We start from the raw sequence: 20,475 nt of genomic DNA, 5'->3' as shown, positions 1-20,475 counted from the left end.
ATCAGCGTTTCGCTCTGGGGCTGAGCCCGAACTCTGCCACCAGCCGGTGCTCGCCGCCGGGCGGCACCGTGACCACCTCGTCGCCCGCGTTGGCGGTCTCCATGCAGACGAAGCGCCGGTATTCGTCGTCCTGCAGGTCGGCCATGCCGGCCGCGAGGGTGGCCCAGGGGTTCCACACCACGGCGGTGCGGCTGCCTTCGGCGTGGATGTGCACTGAGCGTTGCAGGGCGCCGTCCACCAACGCCAGCTCGGCCGGCGCGCCGGTGTAGATGCGGTCCACCTCGGCGGCAAACGCCACCGCGCCCGCCTGCTGTTTCACCGCGCCGCCCGCCGCCTTGTCGGTGTAGTGGCAGCCGTCCAGCCCGGTCACGGTGGTCATCGCGATGTCGCCCACCGTGAAGTAGCTGTGCAGCGCCTGTGTGATGGTGAACGGCGCTTCGCCCGTGTTGCGCGTGGTCAACGCCAGCCGCAGCGTGGCGCCCACGGTGATTTCCATCGCGAGGTGGAAGGCGTGCGGCCAGATCGCCATCGTCTCGGGCGTGTCCACCAGGCCCAGCGTGATCTCTGTTTCACCCTCGGGCGTGGACGCCGTGCCCCGGACCGACCACAACCGGGTGCGCGCAATGCCGTGCGACGGCCGGCCCAGCCCCTGCGGGTCGGCGCCGAACCAGGGCCAGCAGACCGGCACGCCGCCCCGGATGGCCTTGCCCGCCTGAAAGTGCGCCCGCTCGCTCACGAACAGCACATCGGCGCCCGCGCCCACCGGCCGGAACGAAAGCACCTGAGCGCCATGCAGCGACACCACCGCCTCGGCGTGGGCGTTGCGCACCTGGACCAACGGCAGACCGCCCGGGCCGGCGACGAAGCGCAGCTGGTCGGCGATGGCGTGTTCGGCGTTCAGGTCTTCGAGTGTCATGGGATCTCCGCTGCGTTGGCATGTCATCGCTCAAAGGGTGCCGGAACGAAATGCCCCAACCCAGGATGCGGTGGAACCGGCTTCGCCGGGCCACTCGCATCGCCCCCTGGGGGGTAGCGCGAAGCGCTGCGGGGGGTCATTTCCTTTTGGCTGTTTTCCAGTAACCAAACTCGCTTTCGTGCACGTCGATGTCCAGCTCCATCACCCGCGCCTGCAACCGCTCCTGCGCGTCGGTCACGGCCCGGTTGTAGACGCTCGGGCCGATTTCCTGCAGGAAAAAATTCAGCAAACCGCCCGCGGCCACGTTGCCGATGGGCTCGTCCATGTGCTCGCGGAAGTAGCGTTCGATGGAGGTGATGGCCTGCTGGCGGGCTTCTTTGGGGAGTTCGATGGGCATGGTCGCGCTGTGTTGGTGGGGGTCGTCAGTATCCCGCAGAGGATGTGGCGATCGGCAGACGGGTGTGGATCGGGACCGGGCGCCTTGGGCCGTTCGCCCCGGCCGATGTGCTAAAAATTGTTTCCCCATCACTGTCTACAGGTTATTCATGGCTGTCGTGTGTCCGTCGTGTGGCGTCGAGAACCGGGACAAGGCCCGGTTCTGTCTGGGCTGCGCGGCCGCGCTGGACCGAGCTGCCGAAACGCCTGAGCCCGCCCGGCGTTCCCGGCGGCGCCGTGCCGCGTCAGCGGCCCCCCTCATGGCGGGCCATGAGGCGCCGGTACGTGGTGGCGCCCTGAAGGCCGGCGGGCTGGCCGCGCTGGTGCTCGCCGCTGCCCTGGCGGGCTGGTGGCTGCTGGGGCGTTCGCCTGCCACGGTGGCGCCCCAGGTGCCGCCAGCCCTGACGCCCACCGCGACCCAGCCCTTGCTGGCGGACGTGCTGCCCGTGGCGGCATCACCGGCCCCGGTGGCGAGCGAAACGGTGGCGCCAGCGCCGAGCCCGGCCGCGGTGTCGGCCACCGAGCGCCTGCTCGAGTCGGTTGAAGAGGTGGCCCAGCGGGACCGCGCGCACCAGCTGGAGCTGGATCAGCAGCGCGCCAAGCTCGTCAGGGAGTTGCAACGGGCCGAGGACGCCCGACGCCGCGCTGAAGCGCCTCATCTGCCGCGGCCGGTGACAGCGGAATCGACGCATGCCGGGGTCGCTCCTGCCCCCGCTCCCACCCCCGCCCCCGCCCCAGTGGCTGCAGCTGCGGCTGCGCCGGCTGCCGCGCCGGCATCCACCGGTGCGACGGTGGACCAGGTCTGCGCGGGCAGCGGCAATTTCCTCGCGCGCGATTTCTGCCGGATACGCGAATGCGGCAAACCTTCGTTCGCCAGCGATCCTGTCTGCGTGCGCTTCCGCCAGATGGACGAGGCGCGCCGCCAGCAGTCGAACTGACACGTGGCGCGCCCGGGCCGATGGTGCCCGGCGCGTCAACCCGCCTGTCGCAGCGCCCGCCGGTACTGCACCGCCTCGGCCACGTGCCCCACGCCCACCTCATCGGTCCCCGCCAGGTCCGCGATGGTGCGGGCCACGCGCAGCGCGCGGTGCGTGCTGCGGGCGCTCCAGCCCAACCGCGCGGCGGCGGTGTTGAGGAACTTCAGCGCGGCCGGGTCGGCGTGCACGTGCTGGTCGAGCGCCTGCCCGGCCAGGGCCTGGTTGGCCTCGCCTTGTCGTGTGATCGCGCGTTCGCGCGCGGCCACCACACGCTCGCGCACCGCATCGCTCGGCTCACCGGCGACGCCGTGCAGCAGGTCGTTCGGGGGCAGCGCCGGCACCTCCACGTGCAGGTCGATGCGGTCAAGCAGCGGGCCGCTGAGCTTGCTCTGGTAGCGCGCGATCTGGTCGGGCGTGTCGCGGCAGGCCCGGGTGGGGTGACCGAGAAAACCACAGGGGCAGGGGTTCATGGCGGCGATGAGCTGGAAGCGCGCCGGGAACTCGCTCTGCATGGCCGCGCGCGAGATGCGGATGTGGCCACTCTCCAGCGGCTCGCGCAGCGCCTCCAGCGCGGCGCGGGGAAATTCCGGGAGTTCGTCCAGAAAGAGCACGCCGTGGTGCGCGAGCGAGATCTCGCCCGGCCGCGGCGGTGAACCGCCGCCCACCAGGGCCACCGCGCTGGCGGTGTGGTGCGGCGCGCAGGTGGGCCGCTGGCCCCAGCGTTCCAGGCAGAAGCGCCCGGCCAGCGAGGCCACGGCGGCCGACTCCAGCGCCTCGTTGGCCGCCATGGGCGGCAACAGGCCGGCGAAGCGCTGCGCCAGCATGCTTTTGCCCGAGCCGGGCGGGCCCATCATCAGGACGCTGTGGCCACCGGCGGCGGCGATCTCCAGCGCGCGCTTGGCGGCGGCCTGGCCTTTCACGTCGGCGAGGTCGGCGTAACTCGGGGCCTGGCCGATGGACGTCGGCGCCAGTCGCGCCCACCCGCCGTCGTCGGGCGGCACCTCGCCGGCGCCCGCCGCGCCGTTGGGCAGGAACCGCGACACCACATCCAGCAGGTGCCGCGCCCGGTAGACCTGCGCCTGCGGCACCAGCGCCGCTTCTTCGGCGCTGCCGGGCGGCAGCACCAACCTGGACTGCGCGGCGGCATCGCCCGCGTCGCGGTGCAGCGCCAGGCTCATGGCCAGCGCGCCGCGCACCGGGCGCAACTCACCGCCCAGCGACAACTCGCCGGCGAACTCCCAGCCAGCCAGCCGCGCGGCGTTGATCTGCCCGTTGGCCGCCAGGATGCCGAGCGCGATGGGCAGGTCGAAACGGCCCGAGTCCTTGGGCAGGTCGGCCGGGGCCAGGTTGACGGTGATGCGCTTGTTGCTGGGGAATTCGAGCCCGGCGTTGGCGATGGCCGAACGCACGCGTTCGCGCGCTTCTTTCACTTCCGTGTCGGCCAGGCCCACCAGCGTGAAGCTGGGCAGGCCGTTGGCGAGGTGGACTTCCACCTGCACCGGCCGTGCTTCCAGGCCCAGCAGCGCACGGCTGTGCACCAAAGACAGACTCATTGTTGGTTTCTCCCTGTTTCGGTGCATGCCTTCTGGCGGTGGCTCGGGAAGCACAGGGTTCCCGGTTGCACTTGTTTGGTGCGAAGGCCCGGCGAGGCGATCGCCGCAGGCCGCGTGCACGTTTTCATGATGTCACAGGCCGGGCCACCAGCCAGCCCCCGCCCGGGGGAAAACCGGCGTTTTCGCGACAGTGCCGTCGCACGACTTGGCACGGTCCCTGCTAAGCCCTGTAAGCGATTGCATCAACCCGTGGTGTCAGCCGGTTGGCCCGGACATCTCCCCTGATCTAGAAGAGGTAACACAGCATGAAAATGGTTTCCGCCATCATCAAGCCGTTCAAGCTGGACGAAGTGCGCGAAGCGCTGTCCGGCATGGGCGTGCAAGGCATCACCGTCACCGAAGTCAAAGGCTTCGGACGCCAGAAGGGCCACACCGAGCTGTACCGCGGCGCCGAGTACGTGGTCGATTTCCTGCCCAAGGTCAAGATCGAAGCCGCCGTGGACGACGGCCTCGTCGACCGCGTGATCGAAGCCATCGAAGGTGCCGCACGCACCGGCAAGATCGGCGACGGCAAGATTTTCGTCACCTCCCTCGAACAGGTGGTTCGCATCCGCACCGGTGAAACCGGCAAAGAAGCGCTCTGATCCCCACCCCGCACACGAAAGAGCTCGAACATGAAAAAGCTACTCGCTACCTTGCTGCTGGGCATGGGCCTGGCCTTTGGCGGCCTGAACGCCGTCGCCCAGACCGCTGCCCCCGCCGCTGACGCCCCCGCGGCAGCGGCCCCGGCGGCCGATGCCGCCCCCGCAGCGGCACCCGCTGCTGACGCCCCGGCGGCGCCCGCTGCCGATGCAGCAGCCCCCGCTGCCGCTGAAGCCGCTCCGGCGGAAGAGGTCGTGAAGGAAACGGTCGACAAAGGTGATGTCACCTGGATGATGATCTCCACCGTCCTGGTCATCATGATGGTGATCCCTGGCCTGGCCCTGTTCTACGGCGGTCTGGTCCGCAGCAAGAACATGCTGTCGGTGCTGATGCAGGTGATGGTCGTCTTCTCGCTGATTTCCGTGCTGTGGGCCGTCTACGGGTACAGCGTGGCCTTCGGCGGTGAAGGGCTGATCTACGGCAACTTCGACAAGGTGTTCCTCAAAGGCGTGACGGTCGACTCGTTGTCGGCGACCTTCACCAAGGGCGTGATGATTCCCGAGTACATCTTCATCGCCTTCCAGTGCACCTTCGCGGGCATCACCTGCGCGCTGATCGTCGGCTCCTTCGCCGAGCGCATCAAGTTCGGTTCCGTGCTGCTGTTCTGCGCCATCTGGTTCACCTTCAGCTACCTGCCCATCGCTCACATGGTCTGGGGCGGCGGCGGTTACCTGTTCGACAAGGGTGCGCTGGACTTCGCTGGTGGCACCGTGGTGCACATCAACGCCGCCATGGCCGGTCTGGTCGGTGCCTATGTGCTGGGCAAGCGCATCGGCTACGGCAAGGAATCGATGGCGCCTCACAGCCTGACGCTGACCATGGTCGGTGCCTCGCTGCTGTGGGTGGGCTGGTTCGGTTTCAACGCCGGCTCCAACCTGGAAGCCAACGGCGGCACCACGCTCGCCTTCATCAACACCCTGTTGGCCACCGCCGCTGCCGTGCTGGCCTGGTGTGTGGGTGAAGCGCTGGGCAAGGGCAAGGCCTCGATGCTGGGCGCAGCTTCTGGCGCGGTGGCCGGCCTGGTGGCGATCACCCCGGCTTGCGGCACGGTGGGCCCCATGGGCGCCATCATCATCGGCCTGATCGCCGGCTTCCTCTGCCTGTGGGGCGTCTCTGGTCTCAAGAAGATGCTGGGTGCGGACGATTCGCTCGACGTGTTCGGCGTGCACGGTGTCGGCGGCATCGTCGGTGCCCTGCTGACCGGTGTGTTCTCCGCGGGCTCGCTGGGTGGCGTCAAGGGTGACGACTACTCCATCGGCGGCCAGCTGCTGATCCAGGCCGAAGGCGTGTTGATCACCATGGTGTGGTCTGCCGTCGTGGCCTACGTGGCCTACAAGATCGTCGACCTGACCCTGGGCCTGCGTGTGACCGAAGAGCAGGAACGCGAAGGTCTGGACATCAGCTCGCACGGCGAAACCGCCTACAACCGCTGATCGAAAGAGTGTCCCCCGGCGGCGCGCCGACCTGACCGCAAGGAACGATCCCGCGCCGCGTTTTTCGAGTGTCTCCTTTGGATGTTCAAACCCGCACGCCGCAAGGCCTGCGGGTTTTTTTTGGTGAATGGGTCACAGACAAAGGGGAGGCCGTTGGCCAGCATGCGGGGCTGAACCCACATCACATTCAGGAGCACGCCATGCACCCCCACGTTCGACACTTCGTGTTCTCACTGCCCCCCGAGGGGGCACAAGCCTCCTTTGAGGCGGCTCGGCAGGAGGCTTGACCATGTCCCCTCAACGCACCCGTGCATCCGTCGTCTGGCTCGCCGGCCTGGCCTGCACCCTGGGACTTGGCGCCGCGCAGCTGGCTGCTGCGGCCGCGCCCAGGTCGGGTGCCCAGCGCCCACCCAGCAAGGTCAGCTTCATCGATGCACCGTCCTCCGAAAGCCCCGAAGCCCGCAGCAAACGGTTGAAACGGGAGTGCAAGGGCCGGCCCAACGCCGGCGCGTGCCTGGGGCACACGCGCTGAGCCGCCGCACCGGACGGCCGCGATTGCACCAGGCCGTGCAAAAAATTCAAAGGCCTTGAACGATGCCGCCGCTACCATGGCGGCCATGAGCTCCAGCCCCACCGACTCCCCTCGCCAGCTGATCGACCAGGTGCACGCCGCGACGGCCGCGCGCCAACCGCTGCGCATCACCGGAGGTGACACCAAGGCCTTCTACGGCGAGCCCGTGACCGGTGAGGCACTCTCCACCCGCGACTGGGCGGGCATCGTCAGCCACGAGCCCAGCGAGCTGGTGGTCACCGTGCGCGCCGGCACGCCATTGGCCGAGCTGGAAGCGACCCTGGCCGAACAGGGCCAGTGCCTGCCGTTCGAACCCCCGCGCTTCGGCGCCGCGTCCACCATCGGCGGCGTGGTCGCGGCCGGGCTGGCCGGCCCCGCGCGGGCCACGGCGGGCGGTGTGCGCGACTACGTGCTCGGCCTGCAGTTCATCAACGGCAAGGGTGAGTGGCTCACCTTCGGCGGCCAGGTCATGAAGAACGTGGCGGGCTACGATGTGAGCCGGGCCATGGCCGGCGCCATGGGCACGCTCGGCGTCATCACCGACATCAGCCTCAAGGTGCTGCCGGTGGCACCGGCCGAAGCCACGCTGGTGTTCTCCCTGAACCAGCACGACGCGCTGGAGCAGCTGCACCGCTGGGGCGGCCAGCCGCTCCCGATCAATGCCTCGTGCTGGGTGAAAGACGACACCGCGCCCGATGCGCCCGAGCTGCTGTTCCTGCGCCTGCGCGGCGCGGTGGCGGCGGTGGAATCGGCCTGCGAACGCCTGGGCCGCGAAGCCGGCGGCGCCCGCATGGACAACGCCCAGGCCGGACCCGACTGGGCCGCCTGCCGCGACCAGCGCCTGCCGTTCTTCAATGCGCCGGCGGCGGACCGCTGCCTTTGGCGCCTCTCGGTGCCGCAGACCGCGCCGGTGTTGCCGCTGCCTTACGCGCAGCTCATCGAATGGCAGGGCGCGCAGCGCTGGCTCTGGGCGCCGGCCTCTGCCGCCGCCGAGATCCGCAGCGCCACCGCAGCAGTGAACGGCCACGCCACGCTGTTCCGCGCCAGCGCCGACGGTGCGCCCGGCGTGCCGCGCTTCGACCGCCAGTCCGCCGTGATCGACACCATCACCCAACGCCTGCGTGCCGAGTTCGACCCGGCAGGCATCTTCAACCCCGGCAGAACATGAGCCCCCATGCTCCGCCGCTGCGCGGGTCGCTGCCCCCCCAGGGGGTGCAAACCCGGCTTGGGGCGGCCCGGCGCCAGGTTTCAATCGTCTGAACCACATGCAAACCCAGCTCGCCCCCGAATACAAGAACACCCTCGACGGCCAGGCCGCCGAGGCCATCCTGCGCAAGTGCGTGCACTGCGGTTTCTGCACCGCCACCTGCCCGACCTACCAGTTGCTCGGCGACGAACTGGACGGGCCGCGCGGCCGCATCTACCTCATGAAGCAGGTGCTCGAAGGGGCAGAGCCCACGCGCAAGACGCAGCTGCACCTGGACCGCTGCCTCACCTGCCGCAACTGCGAAAGCACCTGCCCCAGTGGCGTGGACTACGGCCATCTGATCGACATCGGCCGCAAGATCGTGGACGAAAAAGTGCCGCGCCCGGCGGGCGAAACGGCGGTGCGCTGGCTGCTGAAAGAGGGCCTGACCTCGCCGGCCTTCGGCCCCGCGATGAAGTTGGGCCAGCTGGTGCGCGGGCTGCTGCCGGCCTCGCTGAAAAACAAGGTGCCGGCGAAGCAAAACGCCGGCACCTGGCCCACGCGGACCCACGCGCGCAAGGTGCTGATGCTCGCGGGCTGTGTGCAGCCGGCGATGATGCCCAACATCAACTTCGCCACCGCGCGCGTGCTCGACGCCGCCGGCATCCAGACCGTGATCGCGCCCGAGGCCGGCTGTTGTGGTGCGGTGAAGTTCCACCTGAACGACCAGGACGGCGGCATGGCGCAGATGCGCGCCAACATCGACGCCTGGTGGCCGCTGCTGGAGCAGGGTGTGGAGGCGATCGTGATGAACGCGTCCGGCTGTGGGGTGACCGTGAGGGAGTACGGCCACATCCTGGCCGACGACCCGACCCACGCGCACAAGGCCGCACGGGTGAGCCTGCTGACCCGCGACCTGAGCGAGCTGCTGCCCGAACTGGTGCCGGTGCTGAAACCCCTGCTGACGAAGCAGCCCGATGCGAAAAAGGTCATCGGCTTTCACCCGCCCTGCACGTTGCAGCACGGCCAGCAGCTCAGGGGCGGCGTGGAGCAGCACCTGTCGGCCATGGGTTTCACGGTGATGGTGGCGAAGAACGAGGCGCACCTGTGTTGTGGCTCGGCCGGCACCTATTCGGTGCTCAACCCCGGGCTGTCGTACCAGCTGCGCGACCGCAAGCTCGGCCACCTGAGCGAGCTGAAACCCGACGTGATCACCAGCGCCAACATCGGCTGCATCACCCACCTGCAGAGCGGCACGGCCACGCCGGTGCGGCACTGGGTGGAGCTGCTGGATGAGGCGTTGAGCTGACACCGGTGGGCATTTCCGCACGGGCGCCGGCCTGGCTGGCACCGGGCCGCCGCGGCGATACAAATAAGTAACGCTGTTGTCGCCGGACAGCGATAAGCTGGGGCCGCGGTACCATCAGCGTCTGGCGCCGTGCTTTGTGTTCACGACGCCATTGGAGATTTGACATGGGTTTCTTCAGCAACATCCTGGAAAAGTTGGGTATGAAAGAGGCCGCTGCTGCGCCCGTCATCACACCACCCCCTGCGGCTGCACCGGCGCCCGCCGCAGCACCCGCCCCGGTGGCGGCCGCCCCGGCCGAGCCGGTGGTCAATTCCATCACCATGGTGGACGTGGTCGCCCTGCTGACGGAGAAGGCCGCCAACCACCCGGAGAAGCTCAACTGGAAGACCTCCATCGTCGACCTGCTCAAGCTGCTGGGCCTGGACAGCAGCCTCGCCGCGCGCAAGGAACTGGCCAAGGAGCTGTACTGCCCCGACGACAAGATGGCCGACTCCGCCCAGATGAACATGTGGCTGCACAAAAACGTGCTGGCCCACATCGCGGCCAACGGCGGCAACATCCCGGAAGAGCTGCTCTGATCGGCGGATGATCCCCGCGCTCGCCACCCTGCTCGTGTTCCAGCTGATCGGCGAAGCGCTGGTGCGCGCGCTGGCCGCGCCGGTGCCGGGCCCGGTGGTGGGCATGGCCTTGCTGCTGCTGACGCTGGTGATGCGGCCTTCGCTGCTCGGCGCCATCAAGCCCACGGCGCAGACCCTGCTGCAACACCTCTCGCTGCTCTTCGTGCCCGCCGGCGTGGGCGTGATGCTGCACCTGCAGCGCCTGGGCGACGAGGCCCTGGCCATCGGCGTGGCGCTGGTGGCCAGCACGCTGGTGGGCCTGGCCAGCGCGGCGCTCACCATGGCGTGGCTGATGAAGCGCGCGGCGCCGCCCGCTGATCACGACCCGGCATGAACGAAGGCCTGCCCCTCGCTGGCGTGGCCGTTGGCCGCCTGGCCGATGTCTGGGTCTACCTCTCTGCGTCGCCGTTGCTCGGCCTCACGGTCACGCTGCTGGTCTACCACGGCGCGTTCGTGACCTACCGGCGCAGCGGCTTCCATCCGCTGGCCAATCCGGTGGCCCTGTCGGTGATCGTGCTCGGTGTGCTGCTCTGGGCCACGGGCACGCCCTACGCCACCTACTTCGAGGGCGCGCAGTTCGTGCACTTCCTGCTCGGGCCGGCCACGGTGGCGCTGTCGGTGCCGCTGTTCGAACAGCTCGCGCGGCTCAAACGCCTCTGGTTTCCCATGGCCGCCGCGCTGGTGGTGGGCACGCTGGCGGCCACCGTCACGGCCATCGGCGTGGGCTGGGCGCTCGGCGCGTCCAAGGCCACCATCGCTTCGCTCGCGCCCAAGTCGGTCACGGCGCCCGTGGCCATGGGCATTGCCGAAAAGATCGGTGGCCTGCCCACGCTCACCGCCGTGCTCGTGGTGTGCACCGGCATCCTCGGCGCGGCGAGCGCGCGCCACCTGTTTGACGCGCTTCGCATCACCGACCCGACGGTGCGCGGCTTCGCGCTCGGCACGGCCGCGCATGGCATCGGCACCGCGCGCGCGTTCCTGGTGAGCGAGGAAATGGGCGCCTTCGCCGGCCTCGCGATGGGGCTCACGGCGCTGTTCAGTGCGGTGGCGCTGCCCGTGGTGGCGGGTTGGTTGCTGCGCTGGATCTAGCGAGAAGCACCCCCTGCGCCGCTTCGCGTGCCTTGCAGGCCGCGGCATCGTCGGAGCCGATGCCTCTTCGTCCCGTCCAAGCCTGCGCGGGCCGGCTTGGAGCCGCGGTCCTCAGCCCCTCTCAAGGGGGCGGCACTGGCCGTCCGTCCTGAGCTTGTCGAAGGGCGGCCCGGCGGTGCCTCTGGGTGGCGTTGTTTCATGCGTCGCGGGTGGCGCTCCGGCGCCGTGGATAGCTGACATGACGTCGGGAAAGGGTGTGACAGGCTGCTGACACAGCGCTGTCAGCAGGGGGTCCGCAGAATCCGCAGCCTGTTCCATCAACCCCCTGGAGAGACACATGGCACACGCCCTGAACTGGTTTGAAATTCCCGTTGCCGACATGGACCGGGCCCTTGGTTTTTATGCCGCGCTCACCGGCCGCTCGCTGCGCCGCGAAGCCTTTGGCGGGCCGGGCGAGGAGCTCGGTGTGTTTGAGGTCGATGGCGAAGACGATGTGAAAGGCGCCCTGCTCAAGAACCCACGCTTCCAGCCTTCGGCGGACGGTACGCTGGTCTACCTGAACGCCGGGTCCTCGCTCGACGCCTGGCTGGCGCGCGTCCCCGCCGCAGGTGGCCGCGTGGCCTTGCCCAAGGTGACCCTGCCCGAGGGCATGGGCTGCTTCGCCCACATCATCGACAGCGAAGGCAACCGCGTCGGTCTTCACGCGCTGGCCTGAAGCCCCATGATCCCCACCATGTCCCGCCACTGGATCGCGGTCGCCAGCGCCGAACACGCGCTGCGCGGGCGCGACCACACCCCCGTGGGCTTCATGCAGGTCTGCCACGGCAAAAGCGCGCCGCTCAAACGCCTGCGTGCCGGCGACGTGGTGGCCTGCTACGCACCCGCCCGGACCATGGGCGGCAAAGACCGGCTGCAGCGTTTCGTGAGCCTCGGTGTGGTGCAGGCGGGCGAGCCCTACGCGGTCGACATGGGCGGCGGCTTCGTGCCACACCGCCGTGATGTGCGCTACGTGAGCGCGCAGCCCGCGCCCATCGCGCCGCTGCTCGACGGACTCGACTTCGTCGAGGACCGGCAGCGCTGGGGCCACAAGCTCCGCTTCGGCCTGTTCGAGGTGTCTTCGGACGACATGCGCCGGATCGCGCGGGCCATGCGCGCGGATCTGGCGTCCCCGGGCCTGGTGCAGGCTGAGAGGCTGTGAGTCTTTCGCTCGTGCCCGCTCACCACCCCAAAACGCACCCGCTAGTCTCTGCAAACGCGCGCCATAGCCAGCTATGGCTGTGCTTTGCGCCTTGATCGGGCACGTTTTGGGGCGTTGCTCGGACACGCCCGAAAAACTCTCAGCCTCTGAGGCGACCGCACAATAAGCGCCACCCGCCCCCCCCGGAGTCACCATGTCCCCTGCCGTCCATCCCCTGCGCTGCCGATGCGGCGCGCTGCGAGGCCACGTCGCATTGAACGGCCGCAGCAACCGCATGCTGTGTTACTGCCAGGACTGTCAGGCCTTTGCGCGGTTCCTGGGGCCGGCCCACCAGGTGCTCGACGCGCAGGGCGGTTCGGACGTGATTCAACTCGCGCCGCACCGCATCCAGATCACGCAGGGCGCGTCGCACCTGGCGGTGATGCGCCTGTCCAGCAAGGGCATGTTGCGCTGGTACGCCGCGTGTTGCCGCACCCCGGTGGGCAACACCATGACCAGCCGCAACATGCCTTTCACCGGCCTGCTGGTGCAGTGCCTCGACTCCGCGCCGGTGGAGGCCGCGTTCGGCCCGGTGCGAGGGAGCGCCAACACCGACAGCGCGATCGGCGAGCCCATGCCGCAGGCCTTCGGCATGGCCGGCTCGTTGCTGCGCATCCTGGCGATGGTGGCGGGCAGCCGCCTGTCGGGGCGCTACAAAGACACGCCGTTTTTCACCGCGTCCGGCGCGCCGGTGGCCGAGCCCACGGTGCTTTCGACCGAGGCGCGCGCGCGCCTGCGGCCCACGCCGGGCCTGGGCTGACCCCATGCGCCGCGCCGACCGGCTCTTTGCCCTGGTGCAGCTGATCCGCGGCCGGCGCCTGTCCACGGCGGCCTGGCTCGCCCAGCGGCTGGAGGTCTCGCCGCGCACCGTGTACCGCGACGTGGCCGACCTGCAGGCGCAGGGTGTGCCCATCGAGGGCGAGGCCGGCGTGGGCTACCGGCTGGGCAAGGGATTCGACCTGCCGCCGCTCATGTTCACCGCCGACGAAGCGCGCGCGCTCGCGGTGGCCACGCGCATCGCGCAGCAATGGCTGGACCCGGCGCTGGCGCGGGCCGCGGGTGACGCCATGTCGCGCGTGCTGTCGGTGCTGCCCGCCGCCATGCGCACCGAGGTGGACCGCATGCCCATGCTCGTGCCGCCCGTGGGGCTGCCGCCGGGGGTGGGCGGTTTGCTGCAGCGGCTGCGCGAGGCCTCCCAGCGCCGCACGGTGCTGGAGATCGAATACCGCGACGCCAGCGAACAGCGCAGCACCCGCACGGTGCGGCCGCTGGGCTGCTTTTTCTGGGGCAAGGTCTGGACGCTGGCGGCCTGGTGCGAGCGCCGGCAGGACTTCCGCAGCTTCCGCGTGGACCGCATCGAGGCGCTGAAGGCGCTGGACCTGCGCTTTGTCGACGAACCCGGCAAGACGCTCGCCGACCTGCTGCGGCAGGTCGAAGCGGATTGCTGAGCGGCGCAGCGTTGGGGTTGTGGGGCCGCGATCCGGCGCCGGGCCGCCCCAAGCCGGATCAGCCCCCTCGGGGGGCAACGACCCGCGCAGCGGCAGCGTGTGGGGGCGTTCACGCCTTCAGAGCCGCCTCGATGTCCTTGGCCAGCTTCTCGGGGGCGTCCTGTGGGGCATAGCGCTTGAGCACCGTGCCATCTTTCCCGACCAGGAACTTGGTGAAGTTCCACTTGATGGCCTTGCTGCCGAGCAGGCCCGGCGCCTCGGCCGCGAGCCACTGGTAGAGCGGGTGGGCGTCGGCACCGTTGACGTCGATCTTGCTCATCATCGGAAAGGTCACGCCGAAATTGCGCTGGCAGAACGTGGCAATCTCACCGTCGCTGCCCGGGTCCTGGCCGCCAAACTGGTTGCACGGGAAACCCAGCACCACCAACCCGCGCGCGCCGTAGGTCTGGTGCAGCCGCTCCAGACCGCCGAACTGCGGCGTGAACCCACAGGCGCTCGCCGTGTTGACGATCAGCAACGGGTGGCCCCGGAACTGCTCCAGGGCGACGGGGGCGCCTTCGATGGACTGGGCGGTGAAGTCGTAGATGCTGGGCATGGGGGCTCCTGGGTCGGAAAGTCACTATCGCAGATCGCGGTTGCCTGTGATCACAAAAGGGGAACTGCGTCACGGTGCCGTGCTCCGCGTGCCCCCGGACAGCGGCCATTTTCATCAGAACGGGCATACTCAATCGATCGGGAATGAGTTCCTTTGTATGCACTCGGAGGGTGAATGGCAGGCGTTTATTCGGTGGCACTGGTCGGTTTTGCGGAGAAGGAATCGGCGACGTTCGAGTCGTTCTTCCGTTTGGCATCGCGCCGTCCTCCCGCCTACATCGTGCAAGACGAGGTCATGGACGCTCAGTTGCTGATCGTCAACGCCGACAACGCCCAGGCGCTTCACCTGGTCCGCTACGCCGAGCTGCCGGGCAAGGTGATGCTGATCGGGCAGAACGATGGGGGCACCGGCTGGCCGCTGCAGCGCAAGCCGGTCAAGCTCGTGGGTGTGCTGGCCGCGCTGGACGGGCTGATGGGCGTGCGGCGCCCGGCGTCCGTTCACACGCCCCCGGTCGCGCCCCAGCGCGGGGCCGATCGGGCCTTCGCGGTCACCGAGCCCGGCCTCAGCGCGCAGGTGCCGCTGGCGACGGCGCCCCGCCAACGCGCCCGTTCACCCCAATCCGAGTTCCCGGCCACGCGGCCCATGACGCGGTCCACCGCCGCGCCCGCCCGCCCGCCCGCCCCGGCAGCGTCGCGGCGCGAGGCCGAGATGCCACGGCACGAGCGCCCGGGGGTGGTCGGCATCACCGACTTCGGCGCGCTGGACGTGATGCCCACGCCCCCCCGGACGGTGGTGCCCTCGCGTGCGCCGGCCTCCCGGTCGGGCGTTGCCACACGGGCGCCCAAGCCACCGGTCGCGGAAGCCCCGCGGGGCGACGTGCTGCTGGTGGCGGAAAGCCTGGTCGAGGGGCGCATCCTGCACAAACGCTTCAAACGCTACGGGCTCAACATCGACTGGTCGCGCGAGGCGGCGCAGGCGCTGACCTTGCTCAAGTCCCACCCGTACCGCCTGGTGGCGATCGACCGTCTCAAGGGCGATCCTGACGCGTATTCGGTCTGCCGCAGCGCCAAACAGCGCAAGCTGCCGAACGGTCAGCCACCGGTCGTGATGGTGTTCGCGCCCACCGCCGGCAGCATGGACCGCATCAAGGCGGGCCTGGCGGGCTGTGACGCCTACCTGTCGCGCTCCGTGGGCGAGGCCGAGTTCTACAGGGTGCTGGCCCAGCACCGCCTGGTGGTCCTGGACGGTTTCGCGAAAACCAACCTCGGGTTCTGAGCCCGCCGCCGAGAAGCGGTGGCCGAGGGCCTATGTCCGTTCGGTCACGGCGCGCAGCCAGGGCTGCGCCAGCCCCCAGCCCGTCAGCGCGACGCCGCCGCAGAGCACCAGCGTCCAGAGCGTGTGGCTGGGGAAGTGGGCGCCCCGCACCGTCTGGGTGGCGCCGGCCACCGCCCCCATGAACAGGATGCCGCCCAGCCAGCGCTGGCCCGTCGCCACGTCGCGCCCACGGCAGCCCGCCGGCGGGGCCAGCCAAGGCAGGCACAGGGGCAACAGGGCAAAAGCGCTGGAGACGTGCCCGCCCGGGAAACACCGTCCGCTGCCGCCATCGACCGCACCGAACGACCAGTGCGACACGTACCGGGCCGGTCCCCCGAAGAGCGTCAGGTCCCAGGGGCAGCTGGTGAGGCTGTGGTACTTCACCAGGTTCACGGCGGCCAGTGCCGTGGCGACCAGCAGCACGACCGTGAGGCGCTCGCGCCGGGGCGGGTGCCGCTCCCGCCAGCGCGCCGGCAGCCGCGCGTCGGGCACCAGCGCCCAGCCCCACAGGGCGAGGTAGAACCCCAGCGCCGACTGGCGGAGCCCGTCGTGCATCACCCCTTCGAGCAGGGTGTCGGCGCGCAGCGCAAAGCCCTGCGGGGTGCCGATCTGCTGCATCAGCGGCAGGTCCAGGCCCAGGGCGTCCCACGCCAGGGTGAGCAGCACGAGTCCGCCCAGCCAGACCCAGGGCAGGCGGTGGGACACGGGCGTGTGCGGGGCAGCGGGGCGCAATGGGGTGGGCATTGCGCGCATGTTCGAAGGGTGACTTTAAGAGAACCTTAAGGGGGGACGAGATAATCCGGGCATTGACCTACGCGCTCTGCGCCCGACCCTGACATGCGTGCACTTGTGGTGGAAGACGATCCCGGCATTGCCAGCGGCCTGAGCCAGTCGCTGCGCCAGGCCGGCTACGCGGTGGACGTGTGCGCCAGCGTCCACTCCGCCTGGACCGCGCTGCGGGTCGAGCCCTTCGACGTGATGCTGCTGGACCTGGGGCTGCCCGACGGCGACGGGCTGGACCTGCTGGCCCGCCTGCGGGGGCATGCCGACCGGGCTTCCCAGCCCGACCTGCTGCCCCGCCGCGACATGCCGGTGCTGATCATGACCGCCCGCGATGGCGTGAGCGACCGCATCAGTGGCCTGGACAGCGGCGCCGACGACTACATCGTCAAACCTTTTGACCCCAACGAAATGCTGGCCCGGCTGCGCGCCATGCTGCGGCGTGCCAGCGGGCGCAGCAAGCCCGTGATCGAACACGGCGACCTGGTGCTCGACCCGGCGACCCATTCGGTCGAGCGCGCCGGCCTGCCGGTGCCACTGGGGGCCAAGGAGTTCGCGCTGCTGCTGACGCTGCTGCAGGCCCGTCCGCAGGTGCTGTCCAAGTCGCGGCTGGAGTCGGCGCTGTACGGCTTCGGCGACGCGCTGGAGAGCAACGCGATCGAGGTGCACGTGCACCACCTGCGCCGCAAGCTCGGGGAGTCGCTGATCAAGACCGTGCGCGGGGTGGGCTATTTCGTCCCGCAAGAGCCGGTGCCAGGCGACCCGGGGCGCGCGTGAAGCCGCAGGCCACCGAGACCCGGCGCACCCTCTGGCGCCACCTGCTGACCTGGACCCTGGGCGCGCAGCTGGTGGTCTGGCTGGTGCTGGTGGCCGTGGCCTGGAGCACCAGCCTGCGCGAAACCCGCAAGTTCACCGACGGCCACCTGATCGCCGTGGCCCAGCTCTGGCTGACGGCGGCGCCGTTCACCTTCGGCACCGGGCTGAACAACCTGCCCGTGGTCAAGGACCACACGCACGAGTACGCGCAGGACGCGGCCGTGATCGTGTGGGAAGACGGCCGCCTCGTGACCGACAGCCACCGGCTGGCCGGGGGGCTGGATTTGAAGGCGATCCCCGCCCAGGGCCTGGTGTCGCTGGTGTTCAGGGACGCGCAGGGCACCGCGCACGACTGGCGCGCCTACGTCGAGACCTTTGCCCACCTCGGCCACGAGCGCCGCGTGGCCGCGCTGATCGACATGAAACAGCGCTACGGTCTCGCCCAGGACATCGCCGAACACATCGCCGAACCGGCGATCCTGTTGTTGCCGCTGGTGGCGCTGGTGCTGTGGTGGACGATCCGGCACGGCCTGCGCCCGCTGGACCAGTTGTCGGACGAGGTGGCGGCGCTCGACGGGTTTGCGGGTCAGCGGCTGGACACGCAACACCGGTTCAGCGAGTTCTCCAGCACCGTGTCGGCCATCAACACCATGGTGGACACGCTGCAGAGCCAGGCCCAGCGCGAGCGGCAGTTCGCGTCCGACGTGGCCCACGAGCTGCGCACGCCGCTGGCCGTGATCACGCTGCAGGCGCGCGCGGCGCAGGCCGAGCCCTCGGCGGAGCGCCTGCAGCGGCTGGAGCAGGAGGCCTTGCGCGCGGGCCGCATCCTGACCCAGCTGCTCGACCTCGCCCGCGCCCAGCGCGCCAGCGACAGCGCCGGTGCCCACGCCGCAGAGGCGCCCCAGTGGACCGAGCTGGGCGAGGTGGCGGTGCGCCTGATCTCGTCCCATGCCCAGCTGGCCCACGAGCACCAGCACGACCTCTCCCTCGTCGAGCCCGACACGCCCGTGCGGGTGCAGGTGCAGCCCATGCTGCTGGAGCTCGCCCTGCGCAACCTGATCGAGAACGCGCTGCGCCACACCCCCCCGGGCACCCAGGTGGCGGTGGTGGTGTGGGAAGGCAGCGACGGGCTGGGGGTGTCGGTCTGTGACGATGGGCAGCGGGCCGACGCGCCGGGATCGGCCGCCCAGGCCGGCACCGGCCTGGGGCTGGGCCTGCGCCTGGTCGAACGCATTGCCGAGCAGATGGGCGCCCGGCTGGAGCGGGACGGCGGCGAGCCGCCGATGACCACGCGCTTCACGCTGCGCTGGCCGCGACCGGTGAGCGGGTCCGGGCCCCGGACCACCTCCACTTAAGGCGGAAATAAGGTGCCCCGCTCAAGCTCCGGCGGCCAGGGTGTCTTGGCGCCATCCATTCGCCTGATGAACATGTCGATCTCCGCCGCTGCGGCCGGTTCCGCCGAGCGTCCTGTCCCTGCCGCCGCCCCGCGCTCGATGCGCACCACCGTCTGGGGACTGGCCCTCTGGCTCGCCGGGCCCGGCAACCTGCCCCTGTGGCACCGCGTCCTGTCGCTGGGCGACTCGCTGGCGCATCGCGTGGAACTGGTGGTGAGTCTCGGTGTGCTGATCACGGGCGTGATCGCGGCGCTGCTGTCGCTGCTGTCCTGGCCGCGCGTGCTGAGGCCCGTGGCGACGGCGCTGGTCCTGGCCGCGGTGTTCAACAGCTATTTCATGTGGCAGTACGGGGTGGTGATCGACGCCACGATGCTGACCAACGTGGTCAACACCAACGCCCGGGAGGTCGGCGAGCTGCTGTCGTGGTCCCTGCTGTTCACCCTGCTGCTGCTGGGCGGCCCGGTGCTGTGGTGGCTGTGGCACCGGCCGCTGGCGATCCGCGGCTGGGTGCCGCAGACCGGACGCAACGCGCTGGGCCTGGCGCTGGCGCTGGGCCTGGTGATGTCCTCCGCGTTCATCGGTTACCAGGGCCTGGCCTCGCTCATGCGCAACAACAAGGACCTGCGCTACATGGTCAACCCGCTCAACAGCGTGTACGCCGCCGGCCGGCTCGCCACCCGCGAGGCGACGGCGATGGGGCGTGTGCTCCAGCCGGTGGGCGCCGACGCCCGGCTCGGCGCGAGCTACACGGCCCAGGCCCGTCCGCCCTTGCTGGTGCTCGTGGTGGGCGAAACCGCGCGCGCGAAGAACTGGGGATTGAACGGTTACGCCCGGCCCACCACGCCCGCCCTCGCACGCTGGCAGGCGCAGGGCGACCTGGTCAACTACAGCGACGTCAGCCCCTGCGGCACCTCCACCGAGGTGTCCCTGCCCTGCATGTTCTCCCCCTTGACCCGCAAGGAAGGGGGCGACGCGCCGGCCACCCAGGAGTCCCTGCTGGACGTGCTGCAGCGCGCCGGGCTGGCGGTGCTCTGGCTGGACAACCAGTCGGGGTGCAAGGGCGTCTGCGACCGCGTGCCGCACGCGCCCGCCAACGACCCGCCGGAGCCCAACCTGTGCGAGGCCGGCGAGTGCTTCGACGAGGTCATGCTGTGGCGGCTGGACCAGCGCATCGCCGCCCTCGACCCGCAGCGCCGCGCGCGCGGCGTGGTGCTGGTGATGCACCAGATCGGCAGCCACGGGCCGACGTACCACAAGCGCGCGCCCGCCCAGCACAAGCCCTTCATGCCCGAGTGCGTGAGCAAGACGCTGGCGGCCTGTCCGCCGGACCAGCTGGTCAACGCCTACGACAACACCATCGCCTACACCGACCACTTCCTGGACCGCACCCTGAGCTGGCTGCAGACCCAGTCCACCAACGGCAGCTACGACACCGGCCTGATCTATGTGTCGGACCACGGCGAGTCGCTGGGGGAAAACGGCCTGTACCTGCACGGTGTGCCCTTCGCGTTCGCGCCGAAAGAGCAGATCCACGTGCCCATGGTGACCTGGCTGTCGCCCGGCCTGCAGCAGCGCACCGGCGTGCGCACCGACTGCCTGCGCGCCCGCTCGGCGCTGCCGGTCTCGCACGACCACCTCTTCCACACCGTGCTCGGTGTGATGGACATCTCGACCCAGGTGCGTCAGGGCGCGCTGGACCTGCTGGCGCCGTGCAGCGCGCAAAACCTGGTCATGGCGAAGCCGGCAGACTGAGCGTCACCTGCAGGCCGCCCAGCGCGGCGGTGTCCAGCGCCATGGTGCCGCCGTACATCGCCACCAGATCGGCCACGATGGCCAGGCCCAGCCCGCTGCCGGGGGTGGCTTCGTCCAGCCGCACGCCGCGCGTCAGCACCGCCTGCCGCTGTTCGGCCGCAATGCCCGGGCCGTCGTCCGCCACCATGATGAGCAGCGGCCCGGCGTCGCCCCGCACGTCCACCCTCACGGTGCTCCGGGCCCAGAGGCAGGCGTTGTCCAGCACGTTGCCGAGCATCTCCTGCAGGTCCTGTTCTTCGCCCGCAAAGGCCCATGCGGGCGGGATGTCGCCGCGCTCCAGCCGCAACCCGC

23 protein-coding genes are annotated in these 20,475 nt (G+C 70.0%); 17 read left to right on the top strand and 6 right to left on the bottom strand.

The window, feature by feature from the left end; all coding sequences use genetic code 11:
- Nucleotide 1: 1 nt before the first annotated feature.
- Together IM738_RS19875 and IM738_RS19870 are read right to left on the bottom strand one after the other, a co-directional pair.
- On the bottom strand, nucleotides 2–916 hold the full coding sequence (locus IM738_RS19875; protein WP_236962766.1) for a D-hexose-6-phosphate mutarotase: 915 nt from the start codon (nucleotides 914–916) through the stop codon (nucleotides 2–4).
- A gap of 136 nt (nucleotides 917–1,052) precedes the next feature.
- On the bottom strand, nucleotides 1,053–1,313 hold the full coding sequence (locus IM738_RS19870; protein ID WP_236962765.1) for a DUF2164 domain-containing protein: 261 nt from the start codon (nucleotides 1,311–1,313) through the stop codon (nucleotides 1,053–1,055).
- A gap of 148 nt (nucleotides 1,314–1,461) precedes the next feature.
- On the opposite strand from IM738_RS19870, the gene IM738_RS19865 reads away from it, so the two are divergent.
- The gene (locus tag IM738_RS19865; protein ID WP_236962764.1) at nucleotides 1,462–2,289 is read left to right on the top strand and encodes a zinc ribbon domain-containing protein; all 828 of its coding nucleotides are present in this window, start codon (nucleotides 1,462–1,464) and stop codon (nucleotides 2,287–2,289) included.
- Nucleotides 2,290–2,324: 35 nt separating this feature from the next.
- On the opposite strand, the gene IM738_RS19860 is transcribed toward IM738_RS19865, so the two are convergent.
- Nucleotides 2,325–3,881, bottom strand: coding sequence for a YifB family Mg chelatase-like AAA ATPase (locus IM738_RS19860; RefSeq protein ID WP_236962763.1), 1,557 nt, complete (start codon nucleotides 3,879–3,881; stop codon nucleotides 2,325–2,327).
- Nucleotides 3,882–4,186: 305 nt separating this feature from the next.
- Between IM738_RS19860 and IM738_RS19855 the strand changes: the two genes are divergently transcribed.
- The 12 genes from IM738_RS19855 to IM738_RS19800 all read left to right on the top strand — a co-directional run bounded on the left by IM738_RS19855 (nucleotide 4,187) and on the right by IM738_RS19800 (nucleotide 13,473).
- Entirely contained in the window at nucleotides 4,187–4,525 is a 339-nt protein-coding gene (locus tag IM738_RS19855) for a P-II family nitrogen regulator (protein ID WP_236962762.1), read from the top strand.
- Between the two features lie 30 nt (nucleotides 4,526–4,555).
- A complete protein-coding gene (locus IM738_RS19850) occupies nucleotides 4,556–6,016 on the top strand; it encodes an ammonium transporter (protein ID WP_236962761.1) in 1,461 nt (486 codons plus the stop codon).
- Between the two features lie 289 nt (nucleotides 6,017–6,305).
- Nucleotides 6,306–6,548 (top strand): hypothetical protein, encoded by a 243-nt coding sequence (locus IM738_RS19845; RefSeq protein WP_236962760.1) that lies wholly within the window; start codon nucleotides 6,306–6,308, stop codon nucleotides 6,546–6,548.
- 76 nt (nucleotides 6,549–6,624) lie between these two features.
- The gene (gene glcE / locus IM738_RS19840) at nucleotides 6,625–7,755 is read left to right on the top strand and encodes a glycolate oxidase subunit GlcE (RefSeq protein ID WP_236966367.1); all 1,131 of its coding nucleotides are present in this window, start codon (nucleotides 6,625–6,627) and stop codon (nucleotides 7,753–7,755) included.
- A 97-nt stretch (nucleotides 7,756–7,852) separates the two neighbouring features.
- A complete protein-coding gene (gene glcF, locus IM738_RS19835; protein ID WP_236962759.1) occupies nucleotides 7,853–9,082 on the top strand; it encodes a glycolate oxidase subunit GlcF in 1,230 nt (409 codons plus the stop codon).
- Nucleotides 9,083–9,246: 164 nt separating this feature from the next.
- A complete protein-coding gene (locus IM738_RS19830) occupies nucleotides 9,247–9,660 on the top strand; it encodes a DUF3597 domain-containing protein (RefSeq protein ID WP_236962758.1) in 414 nt (137 codons plus the stop codon).
- Nucleotides 9,661–9,667: 7 nt separating this feature from the next.
- Entirely contained in the window at nucleotides 9,668–10,033 is a 366-nt protein-coding gene (locus tag IM738_RS19825) for a CidA/LrgA family protein (protein ID WP_236962757.1), read from the top strand.
- Nucleotides 10,030–10,788, top strand: a complete 759-nt coding sequence (locus IM738_RS19820) for an LrgB family protein (RefSeq protein WP_236962756.1) — start codon at nucleotides 10,030–10,032, stop codon at nucleotides 10,786–10,788. The genes IM738_RS19825 and IM738_RS19820 overlap by 4 nt, the downstream gene beginning before the upstream one ends.
- A gap of 337 nt (nucleotides 10,789–11,125) precedes the next feature.
- Nucleotides 11,126–11,503, top strand: coding sequence for a VOC family protein (locus IM738_RS19815; protein ID WP_236962755.1), 378 nt, complete (start codon nucleotides 11,126–11,128; stop codon nucleotides 11,501–11,503).
- A gap of 18 nt (nucleotides 11,504–11,521) precedes the next feature.
- Nucleotides 11,522–11,986 (top strand): EVE domain-containing protein, encoded by a 465-nt coding sequence (locus IM738_RS19810; RefSeq protein ID WP_236962754.1) that lies wholly within the window; start codon nucleotides 11,522–11,524, stop codon nucleotides 11,984–11,986.
- A gap of 193 nt (nucleotides 11,987–12,179) precedes the next feature.
- Nucleotides 12,180–12,785, top strand: a complete 606-nt coding sequence (locus tag IM738_RS19805) for a DUF6151 family protein (RefSeq protein WP_236962753.1) — start codon at nucleotides 12,180–12,182, stop codon at nucleotides 12,783–12,785.
- Between the two features lie 4 nt (nucleotides 12,786–12,789).
- Nucleotides 12,790–13,473: a helix-turn-helix transcriptional regulator gene (locus tag IM738_RS19800; protein ID WP_236962752.1), complete on the top strand. Its 684-nt coding sequence runs from the start codon at nucleotides 12,790–12,792 to the stop codon at nucleotides 13,471–13,473.
- Nucleotides 13,474–13,582: 109 nt separating this feature from the next.
- Here IM738_RS19800 and IM738_RS19795 read toward each other — a convergent pair whose 3' ends face one another.
- A complete protein-coding gene (locus IM738_RS19795) occupies nucleotides 13,583–14,068 on the bottom strand; it encodes a glutathione peroxidase (RefSeq protein WP_236962751.1) in 486 nt (161 codons plus the stop codon).
- 174 nt (nucleotides 14,069–14,242) lie between these two features.
- Between IM738_RS19795 and IM738_RS19790 the strand changes: the two genes are divergently transcribed.
- The gene (locus IM738_RS19790) at nucleotides 14,243–15,343 is read left to right on the top strand and encodes a hypothetical protein (RefSeq protein ID WP_236962750.1); all 1,101 of its coding nucleotides are present in this window, start codon (nucleotides 14,243–14,245) and stop codon (nucleotides 15,341–15,343) included.
- Nucleotides 15,344–15,373: 30 nt separating this feature from the next.
- On the opposite strand, the gene IM738_RS19785 is transcribed toward IM738_RS19790, so the two are convergent.
- Nucleotides 15,374–16,126, bottom strand: coding sequence for a phosphatase PAP2 family protein (locus IM738_RS19785; RefSeq protein WP_236962749.1), 753 nt, complete (start codon nucleotides 16,124–16,126; stop codon nucleotides 15,374–15,376).
- A 93-nt stretch (nucleotides 16,127–16,219) separates the two neighbouring features.
- On the opposite strand from IM738_RS19785, the gene IM738_RS19780 reads away from it, so the two are divergent.
- The 3 genes from IM738_RS19780 (at nucleotide 16,220) to IM738_RS19770 (ending at nucleotide 20,124) form a co-directional block, all read left to right on the top strand.
- On the top strand, nucleotides 16,220–16,939 hold the full coding sequence (locus tag IM738_RS19780) for a response regulator (RefSeq protein WP_236962748.1): 720 nt from the start codon (nucleotides 16,220–16,222) through the stop codon (nucleotides 16,937–16,939).
- Complete coding sequence (locus tag IM738_RS19775) at nucleotides 16,936–18,333, top strand: sensor histidine kinase (protein WP_236962747.1); 1,398 nt, start codon at nucleotides 16,936–16,938, stop codon at nucleotides 18,331–18,333. The genes IM738_RS19780 and IM738_RS19775 overlap by 4 nt, the downstream gene beginning before the upstream one ends.
- A 66-nt stretch (nucleotides 18,334–18,399) precedes the next feature.
- Nucleotides 18,400–20,124 carry a phosphoethanolamine transferase gene (locus tag IM738_RS19770; protein ID WP_236962746.1) on the top strand — a complete coding sequence of 575 codons (1,725 nt, stop codon included), beginning with the start codon at nucleotides 18,400–18,402 and terminating at the stop codon, nucleotides 20,122–20,124.
- On the opposite strand, the gene IM738_RS26005 is transcribed toward IM738_RS19770, so the two are convergent.
- A complete protein-coding gene (locus IM738_RS26005; RefSeq protein WP_336886567.1) occupies nucleotides 20,102–20,401 on the bottom strand; it encodes an ATP-binding protein in 300 nt (99 codons plus the stop codon). The two genes, IM738_RS19770 and IM738_RS26005, sit on opposite strands and share 23 nt — an antisense overlap.
- Between the last annotated feature and the right edge of the window lie 74 nt (nucleotides 20,402–20,475).

Source organism: Hydrogenophaga sp. SL48 (assembly GCF_021729865.1).
Taxonomy (GTDB): domain Bacteria; phylum Pseudomonadota; class Gammaproteobacteria; order Burkholderiales; family Burkholderiaceae_C; genus Hydrogenophaga.
The sequence above is the reverse complement of the archived record's forward strand: the minus strand, read 5'-3'. Positions and strand labels throughout refer to the sequence as shown.

Coding starts and splice junctions, on each gene's coding strand:
- glcF (WP_236962759.1), top strand. CDS start 7,853: ATGCAAACCCAGCTCGCCCCCGAATACAAGAACACCCTCGACGGCCAG.
- IM738_RS19815 (WP_236962755.1), top strand. CDS start 11,126: ATGGCACACGCCCTGAACTGGTTTGAAATTCCCGTTGCCGACATGGAC.
- IM738_RS19770 (WP_236962746.1), top strand. CDS start 18,400: ATGAACATGTCGATCTCCGCCGCTGCGGCCGGTTCCGCCGAGCGTCCT.
- IM738_RS19820 (WP_236962756.1), top strand. CDS start 10,030: ATGAACGAAGGCCTGCCCCTCGCTGGCGTGGCCGTTGGCCGCCTGGCC.
- IM738_RS19845 (WP_236962760.1), top strand. CDS start 6,306: ATGTCCCCTCAACGCACCCGTGCATCCGTCGTCTGGCTCGCCGGCCTG.
- IM738_RS19875 (WP_236962766.1), bottom strand. CDS start 916: ATGACACTCGAAGACCTGAACGCCGAACACGCCATCGCCGACCAGCTG.
- IM738_RS19865 (WP_236962764.1), top strand. CDS start 1,462: ATGGCTGTCGTGTGTCCGTCGTGTGGCGTCGAGAACCGGGACAAGGCC.
- IM738_RS19810 (WP_236962754.1), top strand. CDS start 11,522: ATGTCCCGCCACTGGATCGCGGTCGCCAGCGCCGAACACGCGCTGCGC.
- IM738_RS19825 (WP_236962757.1), top strand. CDS start 9,668: ATGATCCCCGCGCTCGCCACCCTGCTCGTGTTCCAGCTGATCGGCGAA.
- IM738_RS19870 (WP_236962765.1), bottom strand. CDS start 1,313: ATGCCCATCGAACTCCCCAAAGAAGCCCGCCAGCAGGCCATCACCTCC.
- IM738_RS19855 (WP_236962762.1), top strand. CDS start 4,187: ATGAAAATGGTTTCCGCCATCATCAAGCCGTTCAAGCTGGACGAAGTG.
- IM738_RS19785 (WP_236962749.1), bottom strand. CDS start 16,126: ATGCCCACCCCATTGCGCCCCGCTGCCCCGCACACGCCCGTGTCCCAC.
- IM738_RS19800 (WP_236962752.1), top strand. CDS start 12,790: ATGCGCCGCGCCGACCGGCTCTTTGCCCTGGTGCAGCTGATCCGCGGC.
- IM738_RS26005 (WP_336886567.1), bottom strand. CDS start 20,401: ATGCTCGGCAACGTGCTGGACAACGCCTGCCTCTGGGCCCGGAGCACC.
- IM738_RS19860 (WP_236962763.1), bottom strand. CDS start 3,881: ATGAGTCTGTCTTTGGTGCACAGCCGTGCGCTGCTGGGCCTGGAAGCA.
- IM738_RS19805 (WP_236962753.1), top strand. CDS start 12,180: ATGTCCCCTGCCGTCCATCCCCTGCGCTGCCGATGCGGCGCGCTGCGA.
- IM738_RS19790 (WP_236962750.1), top strand. CDS start 14,243: ATGGCAGGCGTTTATTCGGTGGCACTGGTCGGTTTTGCGGAGAAGGAA.
- IM738_RS19780 (WP_236962748.1), top strand. CDS start 16,220: ATGCGTGCACTTGTGGTGGAAGACGATCCCGGCATTGCCAGCGGCCTG.
- IM738_RS19830 (WP_236962758.1), top strand. CDS start 9,247: ATGGGTTTCTTCAGCAACATCCTGGAAAAGTTGGGTATGAAAGAGGCC.
- IM738_RS19850 (WP_236962761.1), top strand. CDS start 4,556: ATGAAAAAGCTACTCGCTACCTTGCTGCTGGGCATGGGCCTGGCCTTT.
- IM738_RS19795 (WP_236962751.1), bottom strand. CDS start 14,068: ATGCCCAGCATCTACGACTTCACCGCCCAGTCCATCGAAGGCGCCCCC.
- glcE (WP_236966367.1), top strand. CDS start 6,625: ATGGCGGCCATGAGCTCCAGCCCCACCGACTCCCCTCGCCAGCTGATC.